The sequence below is a fragment of the Bradyrhizobium sp. CCBAU 11357 genome, from assembly GCF_028128865.1.
In the GTDB taxonomy this organism is placed as follows: domain Bacteria; phylum Pseudomonadota; class Alphaproteobacteria; order Rhizobiales; family Xanthobacteraceae; genus Bradyrhizobium.
In genome coordinates, this window is record NZ_LBJW01000080.1 from 1 (window position 1) to 22,757 (window position 22,757).

At 57.8% G+C, this 22,757-nt stretch carries 11 protein-coding genes, 2 pseudogenes and 1 riboswitch; of the genes and pseudogenes, 5 read left to right on the forward strand and 8 right to left on the reverse strand.

What is annotated here, in order from left to right; genetic code table 11:
- Window positions 1–2,026 precede the first annotated feature (2,026 nt).
- Window positions 2,027–3,667 (reverse strand): annotated as a pseudogene (groL, locus tag XI05_RS10450) (chaperonin GroEL).
- A gap of 83 nt (window positions 3,668–3,750) precedes the next feature.
- The gene (locus XI05_RS10455) at window positions 3,751–4,065 is read right to left on the reverse strand and encodes a co-chaperone GroES (protein ID WP_271501152.1); all 315 of its coding nucleotides are present in this window, start codon (window positions 4,063–4,065) and stop codon (window positions 3,751–3,753) included.
- Between the two features lie 1,036 nt (window positions 4,066–5,101).
- On the opposite strand from XI05_RS10455, the gene XI05_RS10460 reads away from it, so the two are divergent.
- Window positions 5,102–5,749, forward strand: coding sequence for an FkbM family methyltransferase (locus XI05_RS10460; protein ID WP_271501168.1), 648 nt, complete (start codon window positions 5,102–5,104; stop codon window positions 5,747–5,749).
- A 1,031-nt stretch (window positions 5,750–6,780) separates the two neighbouring features.
- On the opposite strand, the gene XI05_RS10465 is transcribed toward XI05_RS10460, so the two are convergent.
- The 3 genes from XI05_RS10465 to XI05_RS10475 form a co-directional block, all read right to left on the reverse strand.
- Window positions 6,781–7,941, reverse strand: coding sequence for an acyl-CoA dehydrogenase family protein (locus XI05_RS10465; protein ID WP_271501154.1), 1,161 nt, complete (start codon window positions 7,939–7,941; stop codon window positions 6,781–6,783).
- Between the two features lie 1,862 nt (window positions 7,942–9,803).
- Window positions 9,804–10,547, reverse strand: a complete 744-nt coding sequence (locus XI05_RS10470; protein WP_271501156.1) for a carbonic anhydrase — start codon at window positions 10,545–10,547, stop codon at window positions 9,804–9,806.
- A gap of 8 nt (window positions 10,548–10,555) precedes the next feature.
- Complete coding sequence (locus XI05_RS10475) at window positions 10,556–11,281, reverse strand: thermonuclease family protein (protein ID WP_333939841.1); 726 nt, start codon at window positions 11,279–11,281, stop codon at window positions 10,556–10,558.
- A 364-nt stretch (window positions 11,282–11,645) separates the two neighbouring features.
- Between XI05_RS10475 and XI05_RS10480 the strand changes: the two genes are divergently transcribed.
- The gene (locus XI05_RS10480; RefSeq protein ID WP_271501158.1) at window positions 11,646–11,825 is read left to right on the forward strand and encodes a hypothetical protein; all 180 of its coding nucleotides are present in this window, start codon (window positions 11,646–11,648) and stop codon (window positions 11,823–11,825) included.
- 1,170 nt (window positions 11,826–12,995) lie between these two features.
- Here XI05_RS10480 and XI05_RS10485 read toward each other — a convergent pair.
- The gene (locus XI05_RS10485) at window positions 12,996–13,718 is read right to left on the reverse strand and encodes a nodulate formation efficiency C protein (protein ID WP_271501159.1); all 723 of its coding nucleotides are present in this window, start codon (window positions 13,716–13,718) and stop codon (window positions 12,996–12,998) included.
- A gap of 1,021 nt (window positions 13,719–14,739) precedes the next feature.
- Window positions 14,740–14,942, forward strand: a riboswitch (cobalamin riboswitch).
- A gap of 101 nt (window positions 14,943–15,043) precedes the next feature.
- On the opposite strand from XI05_RS10485, the gene metE reads away from it, so the two are divergent.
- Window positions 15,044–17,389: a 5-methyltetrahydropteroyltriglutamate--homocysteine S-methyltransferase gene (metE, locus tag XI05_RS10490; protein WP_271501161.1), complete on the forward strand. Its 2,346-nt coding sequence runs from the start codon at window positions 15,044–15,046 to the stop codon at window positions 17,387–17,389.
- Window positions 17,390–17,896: 507 nt separating this feature from the next.
- Here the strand turns inward: metE and XI05_RS10495 are convergent.
- Both XI05_RS10495 and XI05_RS10500 read right to left on the reverse strand, forming a co-directional pair.
- Window positions 17,897–18,058 (reverse strand): hypothetical protein, encoded by a 162-nt coding sequence (locus XI05_RS10495; RefSeq protein WP_271501163.1) that lies wholly within the window; start codon window positions 18,056–18,058, stop codon window positions 17,897–17,899.
- Between the two features lie 71 nt (window positions 18,059–18,129).
- On the reverse strand, window positions 18,130–18,456 hold the full coding sequence (locus XI05_RS10500) for a hypothetical protein (protein WP_271501165.1): 327 nt from the start codon (window positions 18,454–18,456) through the stop codon (window positions 18,130–18,132).
- A 1,465-nt stretch (window positions 18,457–19,921) separates the two neighbouring features.
- Here XI05_RS10500 and XI05_RS10505 point away from each other — a divergent pair.
- Both XI05_RS10505 and XI05_RS10510 read left to right on the forward strand, forming a co-directional pair.
- Window positions 19,922–20,195: pseudogene (locus tag XI05_RS10505) on the forward strand (IS3 family transposase); the annotation flags it as partial.
- 2,209 nt (window positions 20,196–22,404) lie between these two features.
- Window positions 22,405–22,590: a hypothetical protein gene (locus XI05_RS10510; protein ID WP_074448398.1), complete on the forward strand. Its 186-nt coding sequence runs from the start codon at window positions 22,405–22,407 to the stop codon at window positions 22,588–22,590.
- Window positions 22,591–22,757 lie beyond the last annotated feature (167 nt).

A 22,757-nucleotide genomic window follows, 5' to 3' on the forward strand; every position in this document is an offset into this window, starting at 1 on the left:
CACAACTCTCTGAAACCGGAGCCGTCGCCTGATCAAAAGTGCGAAAGATTCTGGACAGTACCCTCAATATCGCGCTCAGGGCTAAGGTCTGACTAGGCATTCACAGAGCCGGCACAAGCTGTAGTTCGACTGCTTCGGATTCCTGGCCGGCCCTTTCGATACTGAGTCGCCAACCGAATAACTGCAGCCGACGATAATTGCATGCAGTCGTACCGGACAAGCCGAGTCTCACTCGCCACGAGCTCCGCAACAATCTGCGCCTTTTCCTCGTCGCTGCACTTCTCGTACGTTGGCTGTCGGTGAAGGCCTCATCCACGATCTAGCTCAGTGGCAACATTATGCACTGTGCCGTTCCAAGCCTCACGGTCGAAGTTTGCCGCCCAGCTGGACTACAAAGCCGTTTGAGAAGTTACTTGCCGAATAATGCGAGGTGACATTCTTCTCCTCGACGGAGCGAGCGCATGCGGGCATTGAGCTCGATCTGGAAGACGGCCGCCCGGTAGTGCGGATCTGATCCCAGTCTCGCGCCGGAAACAACCCGCGCGCGACACGACGTTGGTCGGACTGGATGTATGAGATGTTCTCTCTGCCACGCTCGCACTACTGGTTGAAGTTAGCAGAAACGTGACTCGGCGCCAAAATCCCCACGCATACTCGGGGCAAGCGCTGTCCCTACCACGTGCTGCTAACTTCAACATCAATGTAGACGGGGGAGCTTTCCGAAAGCTGACGAAACCGAGGCGATGCATCAGGCGAAAGCGAGCCGTGCGGGGGAGGCCCTCCTGTCGTGAACCCCGCCACCCGCCTAGCGGAAGAGTCACTTAAAAGTATCGTTGAGTACAGACACAAGCTCTTCCTTAAAGAGGTCGAGAAAACTCGCATATGCCATGTGCCAGCGAGATGGTGGCAGCAGGACCCTTAAAGCACACCGTGCCGACGGGGTCGCTTCGATCCAGGTTAAGGCTAGGAAGTTACGGACAATGACGTCGATGCAATGGATACAGCGAACGATGCCGTGGCGGAGCTGAGATCGATAGACTTTTGCAAAGAGAGAGCTAATCCGCCGTGCTCTCCTGGTGCGGTGAGCCGGAACAGTCCATGCCTTGCCAAAACCCTGTGTACGGTCGGAGGGAAGGCTCGGCGGTCATCCGCGTCTGCGAAAGTCAGCTGACTGAGCCCAGGGATGAAACTGGAGTATCGTGCAATTGCATGCCCTTCAGCTAAGCGTTCCTGCGTCTCCCCGTGAGCGTAAACTTTAGTGTACATGGCCATAAGATCACAATGATCCTGACCGCGTTTCGTGCCAATTCATCCGACAGGCTACGTTGGCCAGACATTGGTATAGTGTGGATGCAGACGCAGTATCGGCGCATTGCCGAGGGCCGGAGTGTCTTGCGGCCGCCCCGCCGGCGAGTTCTTTTGCAAAGCACCCCACCGTTCCCATCGGATACCCTATAGATTGGACGCAAAGCAAGCCGTGCGACTTTGGTGTGCGGTCATTCTAAAGCATGTCCTGCCCCGAGCTCCGCAGCAGGGGAGTTGAGGGGAGCCCCCTCCGCGAGGACCAATGAGGGGCAGAATAATCATCGCACTTTCCGCAAAATACCTTGCGATTTTTGAGAATGTTCTCCGGGTTTAACAAGCCCTTAGGCGACAAAATGTAAGTGCAAAACGTCACGAAAGGCATTTCGTCTCTTCCAGTTATGCGACAGGAAAAGAAAGTGGGCAAGGAGGTGGAAAGCGGGGCAGGCGGCGCCGGCGCTTACCGCACGCCAAGGGTTCGAACATTTGGATGAGCAGAGGCAGCTTCGTGAGTCAAAATAGCCGGCTTGCTCCATCGTCGTACCGGACGCGGTACTGTCGTCGCGAAGCACATGAAATTTGAGTCGTGGTCCTGCCGCTGCGCACATTGGATAGGATGGACCGGACCTTCGGGGACTGGCAACCGGCGACCGGCCGCTCCATGCAAAAAACCCTGACACTATTGCTAGGGTTTCGCATGTCATCGAGAACTTGAGAAGGTGGATCAGAAGTCCATGCCGCCCATGCCGCCGCCCGGAGGCATCGCGGGGCCAGCGCCGCCCTTCTTGGGCAGCTCGGCAACCATCGCTTCCGTTGTGATCAGCAGCCCGGCCACCGAGGAGGCGTTCTGGACCGCGATGCGCACGACCTTGGCCGGGTCAATGATGCCTTTGGAGAGGAGGTTGCTGTACTCGCCTGTCTGCGCATCGAAGCCAAAAGAGTACTGCTCGTTATCGAGCACCTTGCCGACCACGATCGAACCGTCTTCGCCGGCATTGATCGCGATCTGGCGGGCCGGCCAGGACAGTGCTTTGCGCACGATCTCGACGCCGGTCTTCTGGTCGTCGTTCTTGGTGCGCAGGCCCTTGAGCTGCTCGGAGGCACGGAGCAGGGCGACGCCGCCGCCCGGAACGATGCCTTCTTCCACGGCCGCGCGGGTCGCATGCATCGCGTCATCAACGCGATCCTTGCGCTCCTTCACCTCGACCTCGGTGGCGCCGCCGACGCGGATCACCGCGACGCCGCCCGCGAGCTTGGCGAGACGCTCCTGGAGCTTCTCACGGTCGTAGTCCGAGGTGGTCTCCTAGATCTGCGCCTTGATCTGGGCCACGCGCGCCTCGATGTCGGCCTTCTGGCCGGCGCCGTTGACGATCGTGGTGTTCTCCTCGTCGATCATCACCTTCTTGGCGCGACCGAGCATGTTGAGCGTGACGTTCTCGAGCTTGATGCCGAGGTCTTCCGAGATCGCCTGGCCGCCGGTCAGGATCGCGATGTCCTGCAGCATGGCCTTGCGGCGATCGCCGAAGCCCGGAGCCTTCACGGCCGCGACCTTCAGGCCGCCGCGCAGACGGTTCACGACCAGGGTCGCGAGCGCCTCGCCCTCGATGTCATCGGCGATGATGACCAGCGGCTTGCCGGTCTGCACCACGGCCTCGAGCAGCGGCAGCAGCTCGCTCAGCGAGGAGAGCTTCTTCTCGTTGATGAGGATGTAGGCGTCGTCCATCTCAACGCGCATCTTGTCGGCGTTGGTGACGAAGTAGGGCGAGATGTAGCCGCGGTCGAACTGCATGCCCTCGACCACGTCGAGCTCGGTCGCGAGCGACTTGGCTTCCTCGACGGTGATGACGCCCTCGTTGCCGACCTTCTTCATGGCGTCGGCGAGGAACTTGCCGATCTCGGCGTCGCCGTTGGCCGAGATGGTGCCGACCTGGGCGATCTCGTCGTTCGAGGTGACCTTCTTCGAGTTCTTCTCGAGGTCGGCCACGACGGCTTCCACCGCGAGGTCGATACCGCGCTTGAGGTCCATCGGGTTCATGCCGGCGGCGACCGACTTGGCGCCTTCACGCACGATTGCGGCGGCCAGGACGGTCGCGGTGGTGGTGCCGTCGCCGGCAGCATCCGCAGCTTTCGAAGCCACTTCGCGCACCATCTGGGCGCCCATGTTCTCGAACTTGTCGTCGAGTTCGATATCCTTGGCAACGGCAACGCCGTCCTTGGTGATGCGGGGAGCGCCGAACGACTTGTCGAGCACGACGTTGCGGCCCTTTGGACCAAGCGTAACCTGTACGGCGTTGGCGAGAATGTCGACGCCGCGCAGCATACGATCTCTCGCATCTACTCCGAACTTCACGGTTTTGACTGACATAGAGAATTCCCTCAGTTCCGTTTCTTCATCCTTCAGCGCCCCGGTGGGCTCTCCTCAGGAGGGTGAGCTGTGCGAGCCCAGGATTAGGCGACTTTCTTCTTGGAGAACACATCGGTGAGAACGCCCATAATGTCGCTCTCCTTCATGATCAACAGGTCTTGCCCATCGATCTTGACCTCGGAGCCGGACCACTTGCCAAACAGCACCCGCTCACCGACTTCGATGTCGATCGGAATTAGCTTGCCGGCCTCATCGCGGCCGCCCGGCCCAACTGCAATGACTTCGCCCTGGGAGGGCTTTTCCTTGGCAGTGTCGGGAATGATGATGCCGCCAGCGGTCTTCTCTTCTGCGTCGATGCGCTTGACCACGACGCGGTCGTGAAGCGGACGGAAAGTCATAGAGGTCTCCTGAGCTTTTCAACAGTTGAAGTTAGGCACAATGTGACAAGTAGACTGTAGCAAGAGTCAGGCCAGAAATGCGCTGAGCGATTTATCCTTCTCGTTCTGCAAAAGCATTGCCCGGCAGCGTGTGTGTTTGTCCGGAAGCAAACGCGCTGAGGTGCACAGCCCGCCCGGCTGTTGTGAAAATGACATTTGCGCTTCTTCGAAACACCGCAGAGAGACCCGGGACACTTCAACGTTGCTCAGCCGGCGGTTGCACTTATCGAGAGGCCTCGGGTTTCGACGACGTCGGGATTGCATATGATTGCCTGACGGTACAATCTAGCAGTGTGGCCGGCGAAGCGTGCGGTCTACAAGCTTTATCGAAGAGCGGCTCGCAAAATGTACCGTACTCGTGCATGCGAGTATGTATGCAACGATCTCGAGAAAATCGGGTGCTGTTCTTGTAAGAGGTGGCGTGCTCCAAGGCAGGTCACCATCGAATTGTATCGGATTGCCCGTGTCCAACCGTGGCAGGGCGCTCAAAGCCTACCGAATTGACCCTGGTCATTCGTCCGCCGACAGCACTTGAAGAAAGTTGCACGCGCCACGAAAGCTTGATTGCGCCGAGCGATGCGTGCGTCGGGGCTTTCGCCGACTTCGTTCCTCGCCCACGAGCCCGAGCGAAAGACCGCCGGGAGCTACTGGCAGCGAATCTGAGATGGCGGCCATCAGTCGGCCGAGCACATTCTGCGCAATTGGCATCCATATCTGACAGGTGACGCTCAAACGAGGGCGCTCTTTCGGCAACTCGAAAGAGCTAAAACGACGATCTGGCTCACTGAGGCCGCACTTTCCGACGATGGGTTCGAGATTTGCATCGCGAGGGATAGCCCCTCCGGTTGAGGCCGATGGCATCCAAACAGCTGTCGTGGATCAAGAGGACTGGCGGATAAATGAATCTTATACCTTGATATACGTTGTGCAGCGGCTTCTGGCGTGTGATGGCGGCTTCGAAAGTCACCAGATCTCCGCGCACCATGGGAAAGCAGCTGTGTCGTCCGTAGAAGTACATCAGCACATCGTCTCACTTCTTCAGAAGCCGAATCCAGTCATCCTGGATATCGGCTGCAATGACGGGACTGATACGCAAAAGTTCCTAGAACTGTGCCCGCAACCCCAGCTCTACTGCTTTGAGCCGGACCCCCGAGCGATCGCGCGCTTCAAGAAGAAGCTCGGCCCATCCCTCAATAGGGTGAAGCTGTTTGAAATCGCCATCAGTGATCGAAACGGAACGATCGACTTCCATCCAAGCAATGCAGATGGCGATGCGAAAGATTGGGACCTATCCGGTTCAATACGCCGTCCAAAGAACCATCTTACTGAGTACGATTGGGTCCGGTTTGATCACCCTGTCTCGGTTGAGACACGGCGGCTGGACGACTGGTGCAGCGAAGCCAAGCTGGACGGAGTCGATTTTATCTGGATGGACGTTCAGGGAGCCGAGGCCGACGTTATCGCCGGCGGTATGCGGACCCTGAGCAACACTCGTTTCATCTACACCGAATATAGTGACCGCGAGCTCTACGAAGGGCAGTTGTCCCTGCAAGCCATTCTTAACTTGTTGCCAGCATTTGAAGTGGCGGCGCACTATCCGCGCGCAGTGGAAGGTGATGTTTTGCTCAAAAATACGCGTGCCTAGCGGCTACTCATCTCGAGCGTCTCATTCGTGGCCTGACCAGCGGAGTCTATGCTGGCCACAGCTGCACAACGTTGATCATCAAGGCGAGTGGTTATCGCGAGCCGGACAGGCGGTGTGGCTGCGGTTGCCATTGGGCCGGCGTGCACGTCGGCCGATCCATCGGGAGCGGCCAGCGCCATCGCAGTCCTCGGGTCCACGCGGTCCTGAGGAAGGCAGGGCCGTAGGCTACCGTGGCGATCGAACGGCCGATGTAGCAGCACGGCGCTCGCGCGCCCTTGGCGCCGCTACGTCGGTTCGGCTCCACCGACACTCGCCAGGATCTAACGCCGATCACGCCGAACCTGATCGCACGGCTTCACCGGCGCAGCCAAAACGGTCCGGCTTGCCGATATCACTCCATCCAAACGGCATAGGGCTGGCTGTATTGGCGGCCGCCATGGATCTCTTCAGCCGCAAGATAGGCGGCCGGGCGAACGCGACCTCATGCGGGCCTAAGCGTCTCTTCCGCGCCGATCGATGACGAGTCGCCAGCAGCGGGCAAGAGCGGATTGATCGAATTTTCGATCGGAGGTGTACAGTACGCGTTAGATTAAGGTCGCACGGCCGTTGCCAGCGCTGGCGTGCCGCATCGATGAGCCGCAAGGGTGAGTCCCAGGATAGTGTGCGCCATGGAGAGCTTCTTCCGCACCGTGCGCCCCAAGCGGCAAGTAGGGAACCGGTGCGAGAGCCGAGCCCGCTTGGCGGGTGGTTTGGAGAGTTCGTGAGTTGAACCGCGAGCCGTTGCGCAGAAGTTCAGGTGTATCCTGCTCGGCAACGTCAAGGATCGGGGCAGGGGCCAAGAGGCTTATAAGGGCACTTATGTTTGGACAACGAAGGGGTAGTCCAGGATATGGAGCGGGATCAAGGGGGAGCCCAGCGGTGTCTTTGTTCACATTGAAACAAGGGGCCATGTCCTCAGCGGCAGACCACATCATCACGCAAGTGCGGTGATCCGTTGGCGTGGCGTGTGGCTTCCCCGTGCGTGCCCCACTTTATGGAAAGCCTGGCTGTATTGCACTTCCCAGCAGGGCGCGACCAGCTCTCTGGAGCGTTCCCTCGTTTAAAGCTGCGTGCTGGGCAACCACGAAGCTGTCGCACATGGCCCGTGCTAGATTGCTGGTGCTATAGAGCGCCTCAGTTCCAGCAAGACCGCTCGCAATCCTGCAGACCTCTGCCCCCTGCCGCGCGGCGTTCGTCGCGGCGAGCCGCATTAGCGTCGTGGTGCCAAGATTTACCTCACCCTTGAGCGCTTCCTTCCACAGCTCCTCCGTGGCTTCGTAAAAGAAGGAACGAGCGGAACGTAGCATGGCTTCGGCTTTGGCGATTTCAAGCTGGACATAGCCGCGCTCAGCCATCATGGGCGCTCCAGTGATCGAGGCACGGGTTTGGGCCATTGCGATTACGTCGTCTATTGCGGAGCGCGCAATCCCGATGCCGACAATGGCATGCGCCTGCGCGGCGAAGGCCGGATAACGATAGATCGGCCCATCAAGTGTCGGCGGACCGCCGCGGATCAAGGTCCATTCCTCTGGCACAATGACGTCGCTGACCACGACATCGTGGCTTCCGGTGCCTTGCAGTCCGATGACGTCCCAATTGGGCCGAATTGTCACCTTCTCGGCCGGCATCACCGCTACACGCGGGAGGTCACCGCTCGGATCGTCTTCCAACCTGATACCAACTCCTATCAAATCCGCCTCGGGTGAGCCGCTAGCGAATGGCCACACGCCATTCACGATAAATCCATCGGCGCATCGCTTAGCGGGTTGGAGCGGGAAAAGCGCACCCGCCAACACCACGTCAGGTCCATTGGCGTACACTTTGCGAAGCGTGTCGTCCGGAAGAGCAGCGAGGTAGCGAGCTCCATCCCCGAAGCTGGCGACCCAACCGGCGGAGCCGTCGGCCTCGGAAATGCGCTCGACCAGCCGACAAAAATCGGCTGGCGTTCTCTCCTCACCGCCGAATCGCTTGGCAGCCATAGCCCGATAGACGCCGACGCGTCTGAAGCCGTCGATTATTTCTTTCGGAATTTTCTGCGTGCGGCTAAACTCGTCGCGACGCGCACGGATCTCGACGAGTAGTGGCGACAGATTAGCCCAGGTCGCAGCCGCGGCGTGGGTTCCTGAGGTTATCTTTTCTGGTGGAGCGTTCATAGATTATCCTCCGTGTCTTGAGCCGATCATCGCCGCGTGTCATCCATATGGACTGCGCGCATGGCGAGGCCAGGTGATTTGGCACCCGCTGGACGGCATTCTCGAAGCTGTCGCAGTTGATATCGATGCATGAGATTGCACACCGTGGCTTCCCAACGGCCGGAGGCCTGACCGCTGTTGCCGCTGGCATTGAGGCTAGCCGGCAAAGCAGCGGATAGGCTGCGGCGGCATCGATCCGCCTTTGCCGCACTGAGTCTGCGGCGGTCGATCGGGGGCATGCGGTGCATGTCTTCTCCACAGAACGTGTGGTCACACTTGGGACAGGCCGGGTCGAACCAAGTTTGGAATTCCTGAGTTTTGCTTGGGAGTGCGCCCAAAGCCTGCGGCCTCTTGCCGTCTTCCCAGCAATTGACGTGCCATCAAGCATGGTTGTCGGCTTTGTCTGAATCGCGCGGAGATCACTCCGCCGTGCCATGCCAGCACAATGCTCGTGTCTCCGTGTTTGCTTTCAGGCACAAGATGTCATTAACTCAACAAGCCGCAAAGAAAACCACAGAGGCGGACCTCGACCGCGAACGACCGGGTTCAACGTTCCTGCTTAAGCTTAAGTCCCGCTCCGATTTCCTGACGCCACCAACAGCCCAAATTTGCTGCTCGTGCGACTGCTGGTGAGCGCTTGCTTAGAAGCGGACCTCCAGACCGCAGGCGTTCAAGAAACGCACGGCGGCTGCACGATCAACTGTGGTTCGAGGTGACTGCAAGAGCGCCTCGCTCATGCAAGCGAAGACGAAGCTACGAGCATGTTTGGGGCTTTCCGGGCTTGCCAGCAACAGGAGCCTGTCCACGTTCTGTCGTACCGAACGCAAGAAGTTCGTGCACATTCCTGACTGGTCGAACCTCTTGCGGCCGCTGGCGGCTCTTTCTTCGGCGGTCTACCAATTCTTCCGATCTTGGCCGAGCTTGCTAGATTCGTGCGACAACTATGCGCGCACCACGAGCGTTGCGACCGACCAGCCATCATACGTTCTGAAGCTAGCGCTCTGTTCCCATAAGCGACTCCGTGGTTGAAGAGCCTGATTCCGGAAGCGCGGTTGCCGATGATTTCGGGCTTGTAGACGCGGTGCGCGCGGTTGAAACATGTCTGCTGGCGCACCGAAATCACCTGTGCAGATAGAACTCGAAACTTCGCTAAGTCTCGCCGCGGCTTAGAACCGACTAGCCTCCGCGTACAGGCGACGCACTTTGTAAGCTTCGAGTTTTTTCTCGTGTCGAGCGCGTCATGGAGGACGGCGAACGATACGATCTAACGAATGATTGATGCGCGGCTGGCTTTCCGATGGTCGCGGTCTCTCAAATGGCTGATGCAGGAGGGCGTCCGGTCCTGATGCGGGTAGCATGTTGCTTTACAGCCCCAGGCCGGGCAGTCATGCTGGTTGTTCTATGTGATCCTCGGCCCTGGCTGAGCTCGGTTATAAAAGCAGGACGGTCGATGCCTTGCCCGCTCGGAGCTGCGAAGCTATCGGGATCGTCGCGTGCTCTGGAGTTCAGAGCGTGCAATGCTTCGCGATGCGATCTGCTGCCTGAACCACCTCCTTGGGGTGGCGGCTCAACCAGGAGGCATGAATGCTGCCGGACGCGCTATGTGTGTCTCTTGATGCTGGCCGCGCGTTGCCAACATGAGTGCGTATAACACGAGAAGAATCAAGAGGCCGCGCATATCTAAGTATTCCTGAAGCGATGACAATTGTGGAGCGGATAGCACCCGGCGTATTTGTTGTAGACGATGGACCAACAAAACTGCGCGGAACAGAAGGGCTGTATCAGGCGGCAGACGATTTGCCGGGAGTGTGAAGGTGCTAGCATCAGCTCACAATATCGACCTTGCCGGTGGCGATCCGATACAGGCCCCCGACGACCTTCAATCGGTTCTGCTCGACTGCGGCGTTCAGAATCGGGGCCGTCGATTTGAATTTGTTGACGTTATCGATCACATTTTGTCGGGTTGCTTGAGCGAACGTGTCGCCGGCTTGGTCATCCGTTGCTTTCACTGCAGGAGAAAGTGCAGTGACCAGGGATGAAATGTGCCCCGGCGGCCGTTTATCTTCATGGAGCGACTTGATCGTGGCGTCTATCGCACCGCAATGATCGTGGCCAAGTACGAGGATCAGCGGCGTGTTGAGTATGGCAACCGCGTATTCCATACTGGCGAGCGTATCATCGTTACCGAAGTTGCCGGCGACGCGGCAGACAAACAGATCACCTAGTCCGCTGTCGAAGACAAGTTCGGGGACCACGCGGGAGTCGGCGCAGCTCAGAACCGCCGCATATGGATTTTGTCCCTCAACCAAGACCGGCCGCTCGCGCCTGAAATCGTCGACTCGTGATGCGCCCTGGACATAACGATCGTTCCCCTTCAGCAGCCGAGTCAGGGCAGCATCTGGCGAGAGCAGGTTGTTTGGCTTGGGTGGGCCTTTTGCTTCCTTCGCGTCGACAATCTTATTGCCGAACCGCAGGAAAACTGTCGAAGCAGCAAAGAGCAACAGTGACCGGCGCGAACGCGCGTGCTTGGGTAAATGGGACATGTCTTGAGAATGGGCTGCTTGCATGTGTCGCCTCATGGCACGGCCTTACGCCACCCGGTGGCTTCGGCTTCCGCTTCGCTGCAGAGCCAGCGTTCGCCGCGCTTCTTCGTCATGTCGATTTGTTCGTAGCCGGGTTGCCCTGGCAGGTAATAAATGCGCTCGCCTCTGCGCTCGACAGTGCCTTTTATCAGGCACTCGGGGGACGGGGGTTCCGATAGCAGGACGGATCCAAGCAGGACTTCCTGAGCGTCGACCGGAACCGACGTCGCTCCCACGATAATCGTGCCCCTATTGCGGCGAGGCCAGTCCCAGGGCGCGATGAACGCGCCGGACCACAGCCCCGCACGGGCTGTGCTGGCCGCCAACTCATAAACAACGTAGGTATGGTGAGATGCACCGGCCGATAGCGCCAAGCCCGAGCGTACCATCCAGGCGTTTATATCCTCGCCTTCGATGAAGCAGCTGCCGAGGGCTCGCCGATACTCATCGCGTCTTTCGGTATGACAGTCCCACGTTCGCCCATTCGAATGCTTGATGAGCTCGTCGCGAACAGCTACGCCGCAGGCCCATTTCCGGCCATGTGCGTCGAGGCAAATCTGATCCGTCTCAGGAGCTTCGATGCCTGAGAGACGAACGGTCGTTTTCTCGATTTCGATTGTATTGCCGTCGAGGATGCGCGGAGCACCGCTGAGTGTCGCGGCGAAAACCGGAGATGTGATGAGAGCGATCGATGCGAACATAATTCCGCGGTGCTTCATCCCGACAATAACCTCTCGCTACTGATCCATGCTGACGCACGATACGGTGCCGATGAACCTACGACCTGACGCTGCGTAAGGATCAAGAGCTTTCTTCCCGTGTGCGTGCGGGGGTATCTTTCGAGCATCGGCGGCTCTCTCACCGGAAGCGTACTGCACCGTTGGACCTAAGGAGGAGATCCTCGTCGCGTGGCGCCGAACTCCCGATGCTGGACAAACCCGATCCTCGGAATGCTGTGCTCCTCCTTACAAAAGGTGAGCGACTATGAAGCGTCGGCGCTTGCGGCGGTCAGGCGTTGAGGAGCAATCTTGCCATGGTTGGTGACGACTTCGATCGGTAAACCGGACAGTTCCGACGAGGGCAATGAATTCGCTCCAAAGTCTTGGCACGAACAAGATGTTCAAAAAGGATCTGGTCTGGCTCGCTCTGACCGGTTTAGACAAAGACGCGATGGAGTTCCGCCTCAACGCTCGCCGCGTAAATGAAGCTTTCTTGTTCGAGCAAACCGCGCAAATCCGTTCCTTGTTACGCCAGACGAAATGATCGTTGATACCAATCGCATTATGGCATTTGGCTCCTCCGCGCGGCGCCATCGTCGTTAGTGCTACTGCCCAGACGTGTGTACAGGAATTGAACTGTTTATGGCTCAGGCGGCGCTACGGGCCGCCGCTCTTTGGTAGTGACGGTTCCCCGCGATCTGAAGTGGCTTACCCAGGAACGCTGGCATCAGCGCCCGTTTTCTCCAGGAATTGAAAAGGCTGCGATATCGAGCCACGGGTGGATGCACCGGGCCTGGGCAAGCTGCCCACGTGTTCGGACAATCGCGAGTGCCATCCTGATGCAATTCAGCGTGAGGTTTCAGTCCACAAACGTGTTTGCCCATCGCGCACTCGGGGCGAATAGCTCTGGTGCGGTTTAGCCGACTCAAGCTACACATCGTTCTTAAGCACCTCACTACATAATGGGAATGAGATGGTCGCAGTCGTTCGGGAAGTGCCGGTCTCATCTTACGCGCTTGAAGTAGATGGCCAACTCAGAGCCGAATTCGCAACCAAAGACGGTGCCACGGCAGGTGGAGCGGAATTAAAGAAGCGGTTTCCGATGCTTAAAATCCGGGTCTATGACGTGCAGACGAATGAATGCGAGGAAATTTAGGGCCGAGTCAGTTTGGCGCTCGACGTCCTTGCGTACAGCTCCGGAGCTTCCCGCCCTGCGCACTCGGAAATGGGCAGGCGCTCAGCGGGTGTGCCGGGGTTGCTACCAGTGTAACTTCCTCGCCCGTGTTGTCTCAGCATAGGTCCCTAGTGCCGGGTCAAAGTCGCTAGGCTCACGCTCCTGCGTGTGCCACGGGAGTCACACGATGCGCGGCGTGCACGCCGAGTCGGCTTGGGCCGGAGGCATCTCCAAGCGCTCTAGTGAAGAATTTATGAGAGCTGGTTCCCCCGCAAGTTGGTGTGCTCTCACCCGGTGGAGTGCAGGCGGGCAAACCACATCTCGCGAACAAGTACGCGCCGCTGAGCTCGACACCTGGCGGAAAAGCGCAATCGTGCTGCTCGATCTTGCGCACGGCGGGCCGAACTGCTGCGAGAAAGGCAGCCGGACTGTTGCGGAGCCGTAAACAACCAACTGCAGAGCGCGTATGTCCTTGCAGTTGGTACGAGGCGTTCGACCGTACGGCAGCTGCGGCGCGATGTTGCTCTGCGCGACCGACTGCTAAGGCCTTCGCTCTCCTAAGTCTTCCTCTTCCTTTGGCTCGGTCCGTTGAAACCAGGAGCCCGGAGGAAATTTCGCGATGCGCTTGGCGAAAGAGGATTGTGGCTCCCAATCTTGGCCTTCGCTCTTCTCGAAAGTGATGACCCCGTTGTGTGTAAAATAACGTGGTCCTTGGATATCGCAATTCACCAAGAGCAGAATGCGCCATAGATCGCCTTTCTCGTTCGGCTTGTCATTCTGCTTGGGTAAGTAGTCTACCCCAACAGGTTCAATGATTGTGCATCGGCCCTGCCGCAGAAGATCGCCGAGCCGGCCTTGCGGCGTAGTCACAAAGTTGAAGTTACTTGGATCATGCAGAAAGCTAAGGTTTGCGTCCCTTTCACCATCTGCGACTTCTTTGGCGATCAACGAGAGCGCTAGGGCACGCCAGCCCAATTCCATCGGCTTCGCATAGGTTGACGCAAGCTCAATCGTACCGTCGAGCGCGACTTTCCAGGTGATAGCGTACTGTTCGTCTGATTTGTTGTCTCGGTGTCTGGTCCACGAAACGAAAACATAGTCGTTTTCGCCAAGTTCAACGACCCCCCACATCTGAGGGACGAACTGTGCCACCTTCGAGACATTGGAGATGATTTGTTCTATCGTCTCACCATCTTGCGCTCGCCACGTTGACTTGAGTCCTTCGACAAGTGGGTTGTCGCTGGCGCGAATAGTGTTGCTCATGGCAGCCGGCCAGGCTAGGCAGATTAGAAGTCCGCCCAGGGCAAGCCATAGCGCGGGTCTTCCCGACATTCTCTTCATAACCCTCGGCCTATCACGTTTCATCCGTACATCTTTCAAAGCGGGCAACCTTGAACCTGCTATGAGCGAGCGCGAGAAGTTTACGGAGACGCGACGGGGCACCCGCGGCTGTCCCGCGGGCAGGCGCTCCCCTCCATGTCACGCGCCGCTAACTTCCCTAGCCGGCGACAGCGTCAATTGGCTGAGCTGGACATCCTCAGCAGAAGAGACTGGGCATGTCGAGGGGCTTGCATTCTTCGTGCCAGGCAGCAGGCGGAGATTTGCACGGGTTTTATGTCCCTCTTGTCGACTTTCCGACCTGCGCACCTTTCGATGTTTCCATTCAGTGTATCGGCCGCAGTTTGTGCATCCTTGTCCCGCACAAGATTGTGCATCCTTGTCCCGCACAAGATAGTGTGCGGAAGAGGTGAACGCCTCAATGCCAAGTGCCTGATGAGAATCTGGAGTGCGTTTGCCGTCATTGAACGGTGTGGTTCGCTATAGTTGCCGTCGGCGTTCGGCCTACATGATGACTGGCGATACGAAGCCGACTTAATCGACGAACTTTGACGCCTGGCTGGCACGAAAATCAACCTGCTCGCCGCGCATGTTGCCAGATTGCACCGGCTGCCTTGACGTGTTCAATGGGAATCCTTTAGTCGAGAAAATAGCTGGCCAGTGGATGTGCTGGGCGAACCGCTGGAAATCGGAAGCCGCATCGAATGCATTCTGCTCGAAACGGCGGTAATCGCCGCCCCGCGGGCTGGTTTTGTCCCTTTCATTGATGGGGCGGGCGGCGTCGCCTCAAGGCAGCTCCGCGTCGCACTCCGACATCTGACAAGGACATCTCTGATTGCGACAGTTCTGTTTAGAGAATCATAGAGATGCACGGTCATTCGCCTAGTAGATGTCGCAGATTAGCGTGGCACATAATCTGAGAGGTTGACCGAAGAATTCTCCTGCCGATAATCCAAGTCGTCGAGGTTCTCCGAATCCCACTTGATCCGGAGCTAAGAGGGAAGCCGGTCCAAATGCCGGCGCTGCCCCCGCAACTGTGAGCGGCGAGCTACTGTCCAACGATGTCACTGAAGCCCGCACGGCTTCCGGAAGGCCGGACAGCAGCGATGACCAGCGAGCCAGGAGACCTGCCCCGACGATAGATTGGTCCACGGGCGGGGTGTCTCGGTGGTGCGCCAAGCAGCCGTCGCCCGCGCGACTTCCTCTGCCTGCGTCCGCCTTGGCCTCTGTCCCCAACAGGGGTTAACACTATGTCTCTTCTCTCTCTTCCGGTTGCTACGCTCGGTACGCCACGCATCGGTCCAAGGCGTGAGCTCAAATTCGCTCTTGAAAGCTACTGGGCCGGAAAGATCAGCGAACAGCAATTGCTCGAGGACGCATCCGGCCTGCGCGCAGCGAACTGGGCTCGTCAGAAGTCTCTCGGCGTCACGGTCATTCCGTCGAATGACTTCTCGCTGTATGATCAGGTGCTCGATACAAGTGTCATGGTTGGCGCTATCCCGGAGATCTACGCCTCGAAAGGAGAATCCGTTTCCCTCAAGACGTACTTCGCCATGGCTCGCGGATCACAATGCGACGATCAGGATGCGAATTGCGGTCTGGGCCCGCGGGGGTCTGGCGCACCCGCGCAGGAAATGACTAAGTGGTTTGATACCAACTACCACTACATGGTTCCCGAGTTCTACAAGGGACAGGCGTTCAGACTTTGCTCTCGCAAGCCCATTGAAGAGTATGTGGAAGCAAAGGCTCTAGGCTTTCAAACCCGCCCTGTCCTGATCGGGCCCGTCACATTCCTAAAGCTCGGTAAGAGTGCCGATAGCGCGTTCCAGCCCCTCTCGCTACTGGATGATTTGATACCGGTCTATATCGAGGTTCTGCATGAATTGGCCGAACGAGGGGCAAGTTGGGTTCAGTTTGACGAGCCCTGCCTGGTCCTTGATCTGGACGAAGCGGTGCGAAAATCATTGCTACATGCCTATAACCGGTTCGCAAAAGAGGGACCGGCTATCAAGATCATGGTTGCCAGCTATTTCGGCGAGCCAGGCGACAATCTGGATACCGCATTGAGCCTCCCGGTTTCCGGTCTGCACTTTGATCTGGTTCGAGCGCCAGAGTTGTTGGATAAAATCGTCGCTGTCGGCCGAAGTGATCTCGTCATGTCGCTCGGTGTCATCGACGGCCGGAATGTATGGCGGTCGGACTTGTGGTCGCTCCGTCAGCGGCTGGAGCCCGCGATTGCGAAGCTCGGCAAGCACCGTGTACAGCTCGCTCCATCCTGCTCGCTGCTTCACGTGCCGGTCGATGTTGAACTCGAGACCGGGCTCTCGTCCGACGTCAGGAGCTGGCTTGCTTTCTCTGTTCAGAAGATGCGTGAGCTTGCGATCCTGGCGCGAGCACTCGCTGGCGACCAGAATGTTGGGCTACCTCTCGCCGATTCGGAATGCGCTGCGACTGCCCGCCGGACTTCGCCGAAGATCCATGATGCCAATCTCGCTACCCGGATGAGGGCAATCGACCAGACGATGCGCCAGCGCGCAAGCCCATTCGCCCGTCGTTCCGAGATCCAAAGGGCACGCTTTGGACTACCAGCTTTTCCCACCACGACAATCGGATCGTTTCCGCAGACCGCAGACGTTCGAAATGCTCGTGCGGCGCATGCGCTAGGCGCGATGAGCGACGAACAATACGAGAGGTTCATCAAGGAGGAGATAGCCCGCGCCGTACATTGGCAGGAGGACATCGGTCTTGACGTCCTCGTGCACGGCGAATTTGAGCGCAATGACATGGTGCAGTACTTTGGCGAGCAACTCGGCGGCTTCCTATTTATCAGGAAGGGATGGGTACAGTCTTATGGTTCGCGCTGCGTCAGGCCCCCGATCCTGTTTGGCGATGTAGTGCGGTCGAAGCCGATCACCGTGGACTGGTGGCGCTATGCGCAATCACTAACTAGCAAGCCAATGAAGGCGATGTTGACCGGACCGGTGACCATCCTGAACTGGTCGTTTGTTCGCGATGATATTCCTAGAAGCGAGGTCTGCCGTCAGCTTGCGCTCGCGATCCGCGACGAAGTCCGCGATCTCGAGAATGCCGGTGCGGCCATGATCCAGATCGACGAAGCGGCACTCCGGGAAGGATTGCCATTGCGCCGATCGGAGTGGAAGGCATATCTCGATTGGGCGGGAGATTGCTTCCGCATTTGCTCATCGGGCGTTGCCGATCAAACGCAAATCCATACACATATGTGCTACTCAGAATTTAACGACATCATCGGTGCAATCGCTGCAATGGATGCGGATGTCATTTCGATCGAAACGTCTCGATCGAAAATGGAGCTACTTGACGTATTCAGCAAGTACGAATATCCAAATCAAATCGGACCGGGCGTGTACGACATCCACTCTCCACGCGTTCCCGAGGTGGGCGAAATGAAGGAGCTGATGGTGCTAGCTCGGACGCGTTTGCAGGAATCGCAGCTCTGGGTCAATCCGGACTGCGGCCTAAAAACGCGCAATTGGGCGGAGGTTCGGCCTGCGCTAACCAACATGGTCGCTGCCGCCCGCGAACTGCGTGCAGCATCCGATCCGCAAAACAATTGATCCCGCGCTCGGGTCTGTTCTCGACCAAGCGAATTCGCTTGTGGTCATTTGCGCTCTCCACAATCTCGATCAAGCCTTGGGGCCAACAAAAAATGCCTGGCCCCAGTTGGTGGTCCGAAGGAGGTGCACCCGGAGGAACGACGCTGACGCCTCGCGCTACTTGGCCGAGAGAGAATAGCCGACGGTTCATCAAGGCGAGAACATTCGCCAAAAATGTGGACTCATATCGACACGTTTGTCGTCGCAACGTGGTAAGCGATCGTTTGGTCTGAGATTCAAAATCTACACAGAGGTGTGTCGCTCGCGAGTACATTGGGAACGGTTGCGACAGTAATGCGAGGAGTGATGGCGGACGGTCACCGCACGGGCCGATCGCAATCGGTCCGCTCGGACATGTTCCCCGTCAGGCGCTCTCATTCAAGGAACTCGACATAGTTTCCGACGAGAGGACGCCGAAGCCAGTTCCTGCCTCAACTCACGCCAATCTATTGTGCAGGATGGCCGCCGCTATCCGAGCCATATACGCCAATGCGTCGGCTGCACGGCGACCTGCTCTCCGGTATTCGCGTTGATCCATCCGCCGAACACCCGGCGACAAGGAAAGACCACCCGGTGAATTGAATTGCCCTCGATCACGGCAATCTCCAGATCCTGATCGAAGGGCGGCATAATTTCGAGCCGCTCCCAGATCGAATCGCCATTAGATCCTGGACGAAGTTCATCGCCGCGAGCTGACAAATTCAGACAACCTTGTGAACATTACGAACATGCTTGGCTTCCGCGCGAACAGGCTCTGCCCGACTCGACCGGACGGCGCGCGGTCTCGATGGCGTGAGCCGCGGCAGAGGGCTATCGGCCGTGGCTTCGTTGGTACGGAACATGATGCGCTCGCGAACCGAAATATTTGAATTTCCGCCGGGAAACAACGCCTGAGCTTGCATCGAATCGATCTGGGTCAGCTCAAGACCTCGGCTGTTGGTATTTGTAACTGTTCTGCACGGACTAAACTGGTCTGCAGCTCCAGCAATCCGGCCCGCGGCGGGGTAAATGGTCCGGCTTTCTGTCATGTCACGTCTCTTGTTGGTGAGACATCTCCGTGTTCTGCAGCGTCATGGCGTGGCTGTGCGGGCGTCCTCAGCCGCGCTCTGGCGCGCGTAGCACGCGCTCTAGGGAGAGCGCGAAGACGCCGGATTCGGTTGACACCATTAGGATGAACGTAGCTTCGCTCGGAGCCCATAATCGGGCCTGTCCGCAGGTCGATAAAGTAGACGCCATCGCAAGCGGCGCAACTTATCATGTGCAGGTCATTGACCCGCGGCTCGGCTTGGCCCGGAAGGAGTCCTAAAAAGTGATCGCTGGTACCCGGACATTAAAGCATCATGGGCTCAAGTCGTTCTTTCCACCATGCGTCTGACCTTACTAGAAGATCACCTCTATCAGGACGCAGCCGCCGCAGCATCGATGCGGGTCAAAAGGCTGGTCCGTCCGGGAGTGGTTGAGCTCGAGCGGCCCGTACGTGCCGCAGACGCCCGCATTGGCAGTCGACATGTCCGAACTCGGGCGTCCGCCAGGGCCTCGCGCTCTCTGCAACACGCCAGCGTGTTGATTTGAGGCGCAACTCACGTTCCATGGGCTACGGCAGCATTTTTCCTCATTGCTCCGTGCACGCGGATGGTCAAACGATTGTTCGCCTTTCATTGTCGGTAGCCTTGCCGGGGCTGATCCCACCCTTAGGGTTTGGCACTGAAGTCCGAAAGGGCTCGTCGAAACTTGGGCTACGGCAAGCCTTATGATGGGCTTTGCTGTGGCGGCGGCTGGTGGACCGTCGGATGCAAGATCGGGGTTCCTTGCCTGATTTGCCGCACGATCGCCTGCGCGTATAGTCCCTCGCCGCCGCATATGAGAAATCTGCGCGCACGCGCCTGCGATGATAGTGCATGTTGTCCTCGATCGTCTCTGCGAGACAATCCTCGATCAAAGACTTGATTTTCCCGGTTGGCGGCATGAGGCTCCTGAGAGGCGCTGCCCCTCGGCTCAAAGCGTCGTGCAACGCAGGTAGGACAGACAGGCCATCCCTGTTATTCGCGACAAAAAGCGGCTCGCGCCGTGCTGTTACATCTGGATCTATCTTCGGACGAGCGGACAGACCTCTTGGGGTGCTGCTTGAGGCAGATCAAGTACTCTCGGTGCGAATGGCAGAATAGTGGATAAGCGAACCACGGGAAGAGAGGGGCATGCCTTCATGTAATGTTCGGCTTATTAAGACCGTTTGTGACGATACTGGCGGCGAGCATCGTGCGTGCCAGGCAGCATTCAAAGTCGATGCCGCCTCCCTGGGTGCTGCTGCTCAGCAGGCGGAGACTGATTTTTGCAAGCAAAAGAGTGTCCGCGATTGGACAATCTTCGCCGATGTGTTGGAGCTTCGAACCTCACCTGCATTAGCTAATCCGTCCACATCAGCCTTTCGAGCATCCCGCAAGGACGAGCTCGCATGAGCAAGCAAGGGTTTCGCACTTCCTGAATGTTCCACGGAAGCGGGACATCTTCAGCACCGACCAAGGCTCGTAGTTCACGGGCGCAACGTTCACCAGCGTGCTCGCCAGTCATGGCACCCCATCATCACGGACGGCCTGCTTGCCCGGCGCGACAACGTGTTCGTCGAGCATGCCTATGAGACCGTGTCCGACGCCCGCGTCTCGATCGACGATACCTCGCCTTCTACAATGGCCGGCGTCCGCCTTCGCGCCTTGGCGGCGGCGCTCCGGATCAAGCTTGCTTCCGGCCGCTGCCATTCCGTGCGGTAGCCTTACTATGGCAGACGCTCCACTTACACAATCGGCAAAGATCGGCAGTCGGTCTATGGAATCCTGAAGGCACGGCCAATACCGGTAAGCGTGACCTTAAATTCGTACGACGAGAGGTCGAGATTGAAGGAAGTCGTGGTGGGTACGGCAACCAATCATGCGGCTCACGATCGCGAACTCTCTTACGATCTATTCTCTTAGATCAATCTTAAGCGTCGCTGGGAGTGGTATTATCCGCGTTCTCTTGTCGGCGGCAGCAGGTACGCAAGCGGGCGCACGGGTCCGCCACCGGATCAAGGACCGTTATCTGGAACTGAATGAGGACGTCGAAAGAATTGTGAGCACGTTGCGGTAGCTTAACGTGACTGTGCATCGACCGATGAACCTTTGCTCGTGCGGTCTCGAAAGTTGACTGATTATTTGCCGGAAGCAATGCGCAAGTGATAGTTGCGCCCGAACCGTTCCCCAGCTTACGACGATGACGATGTGCTGTTGTCCAGTCTTTACATAGATATCAACGCCTTTTCGGTCCCTCCTGACGTCGTTTTGGTCAACGACGCCTGCCCCGAACTGGCCCGGATCCTTACACAGTCGCTTTCGGGTCGTCCCGGCTCGGCACCGCCATAGGTGGATCTCTGTCGGGGGCGTCCATTGCTTTAGTCTCGACACGGTCCGCGAAGACGGGTCGGAGGATTACTTCAACTAGTATCGGCGATAAACGTAATCGTCTGCTTCCCAAGACGGCGGCTCGTAAAGCCATTGCTTGTGAACACGCTCACATCTTGCGCCATCATCGTGCCCGTGACGGGCTTGACGTATCAGGACGGGAGCTTTCGAATGTCATTTGATCATCCAGTGACATTAAGGGAGACTGTTGGTTCGATGTCACCAAACCGATGAACGGCCGATCTACGCTCGTGCGACAAGAGACACCACATGTTCAATATCTATTTGAACCAAAGACACGATCTTTTGGTTGTTCCGAGAGGCTTTGGGATCCCCGCGGGATTGGACGGCAATTGGAAGATAAAGAAGCGGGCGGTTCGTTCCGTGAGCGACGTCATTCGTCAAGATGTGCAACAGCGTGGCTACCACCGACGTCGTTTGATCTCGTACCGGTCCAAGGCGGCACCTGAGACTAGTCACACTCCTAGTCAACGCAGCTATCTGATGCTGAACCGTTCTTCGGAAACTTCGGGCAGGATGTGGCCGATGCAGTCGAAAGCGTTGCTTACCGCGGCGACAGCAGGCGGGTGTCGCTCATTGGGCTTAAGGAGGAAGCTTTCTTTTGAAGGCGGGGCATGCCTCTGGAGCTTACGGCAAATTAGGCGTTATCGGGCTTTCCTTGGGGCAATGGCGTGTGCGCGAGTTTTCTGCTGTCTATACTGAAGATACTTGCCGGCCAGCCGCACGGTCGGGCAAGCATCGAAGTCCTTAAGCAGCATTGCCTATCTGTATAGCAGCGGCCCGGAGTGGCCAGCTCGTATGAAGCGCATCGCACGCCGCGCGCCCCAAGTCGGTATCTTCGGCCAAAGCTGATGCGGGAGGCCGGGTGTTGGATCCTCACCGAGGAGGGAAGGGAATGTCTTGAGGCGCTCCAGCACTTAGATGGTGTGCTATGCAGGCGTAGGTTGAGCGAGAGATCGCCCAGCATCCGAAAGCTGAGCAACCCCTTTGACTTCGCAGCTGGGAACGAACGCGGGCAGAAAGCGCCCCACGGCAAGCGATTGAGCCCACGTAAACCGCTACCGGCGTGACGGCCAGCCGATCACCCCCTTGCTGATGGTGATCTACTCAACTAGATCTTGAAGTTCACATTTTGAAACAGTGGCGTAATGGGTATTGCGAAGTTGTTCAACGCGGCTAGGGATATTGACTTGATTTAACCTGAGGGATGGAGAATCTGGCTTCTTCATGCACATCAGCGCGGTCGATACGGTCGGCTAAACTGATCTCGCGGTTGGCTTACTCATTCTAGAGAGTGTCAGTTTCTTAGCCGCGAATAGAAGGGCGTCGATTGGAACGTTCTCAGAGCGCGAGGTGTATATGAAGTTTACAATTCCACAGCTGTACTAGCCCAGACGTCTCGCGTTTGGAAGGCCTGACCAAGTTATACCCTGGCGCTACTCCTATCATATTGTCTGTTTTTTTGCGGTCGTCGTGCCGTGAAAACTATGCTACAAGCCGCTCCTCTCAAAAGGAGCATTCGTCGTGAAGAAAGCAACCAAGAAACGCGTTAAGCGGCGCGAATGGACGAGGGCAGATATCAAGGAGCTCAAAGTCCATTCGAAGGCCCGAACCCCGGTCATAAAAATAGCAAAGATGACCAAACGCAGCGTCGGTGCGCTCCGCCAGAAAGCTTTGCATCTTGGAATCGGACTCGGACATCAGCGGTAGTTTTGAGCAGCGCTGGTACTGGCGCGATAGGGCGGCTCGCTGGGCCGCCCTCAGTACCCATAGAAATTTTGTCGGAAATTTAGCTTTGCGGATTCCGCGCTGAGAGAGTGTTTGGATGGTGTTTCACTGTCGCCGTGGGAGCTCCAGCATCCTCTCATTATTGACGG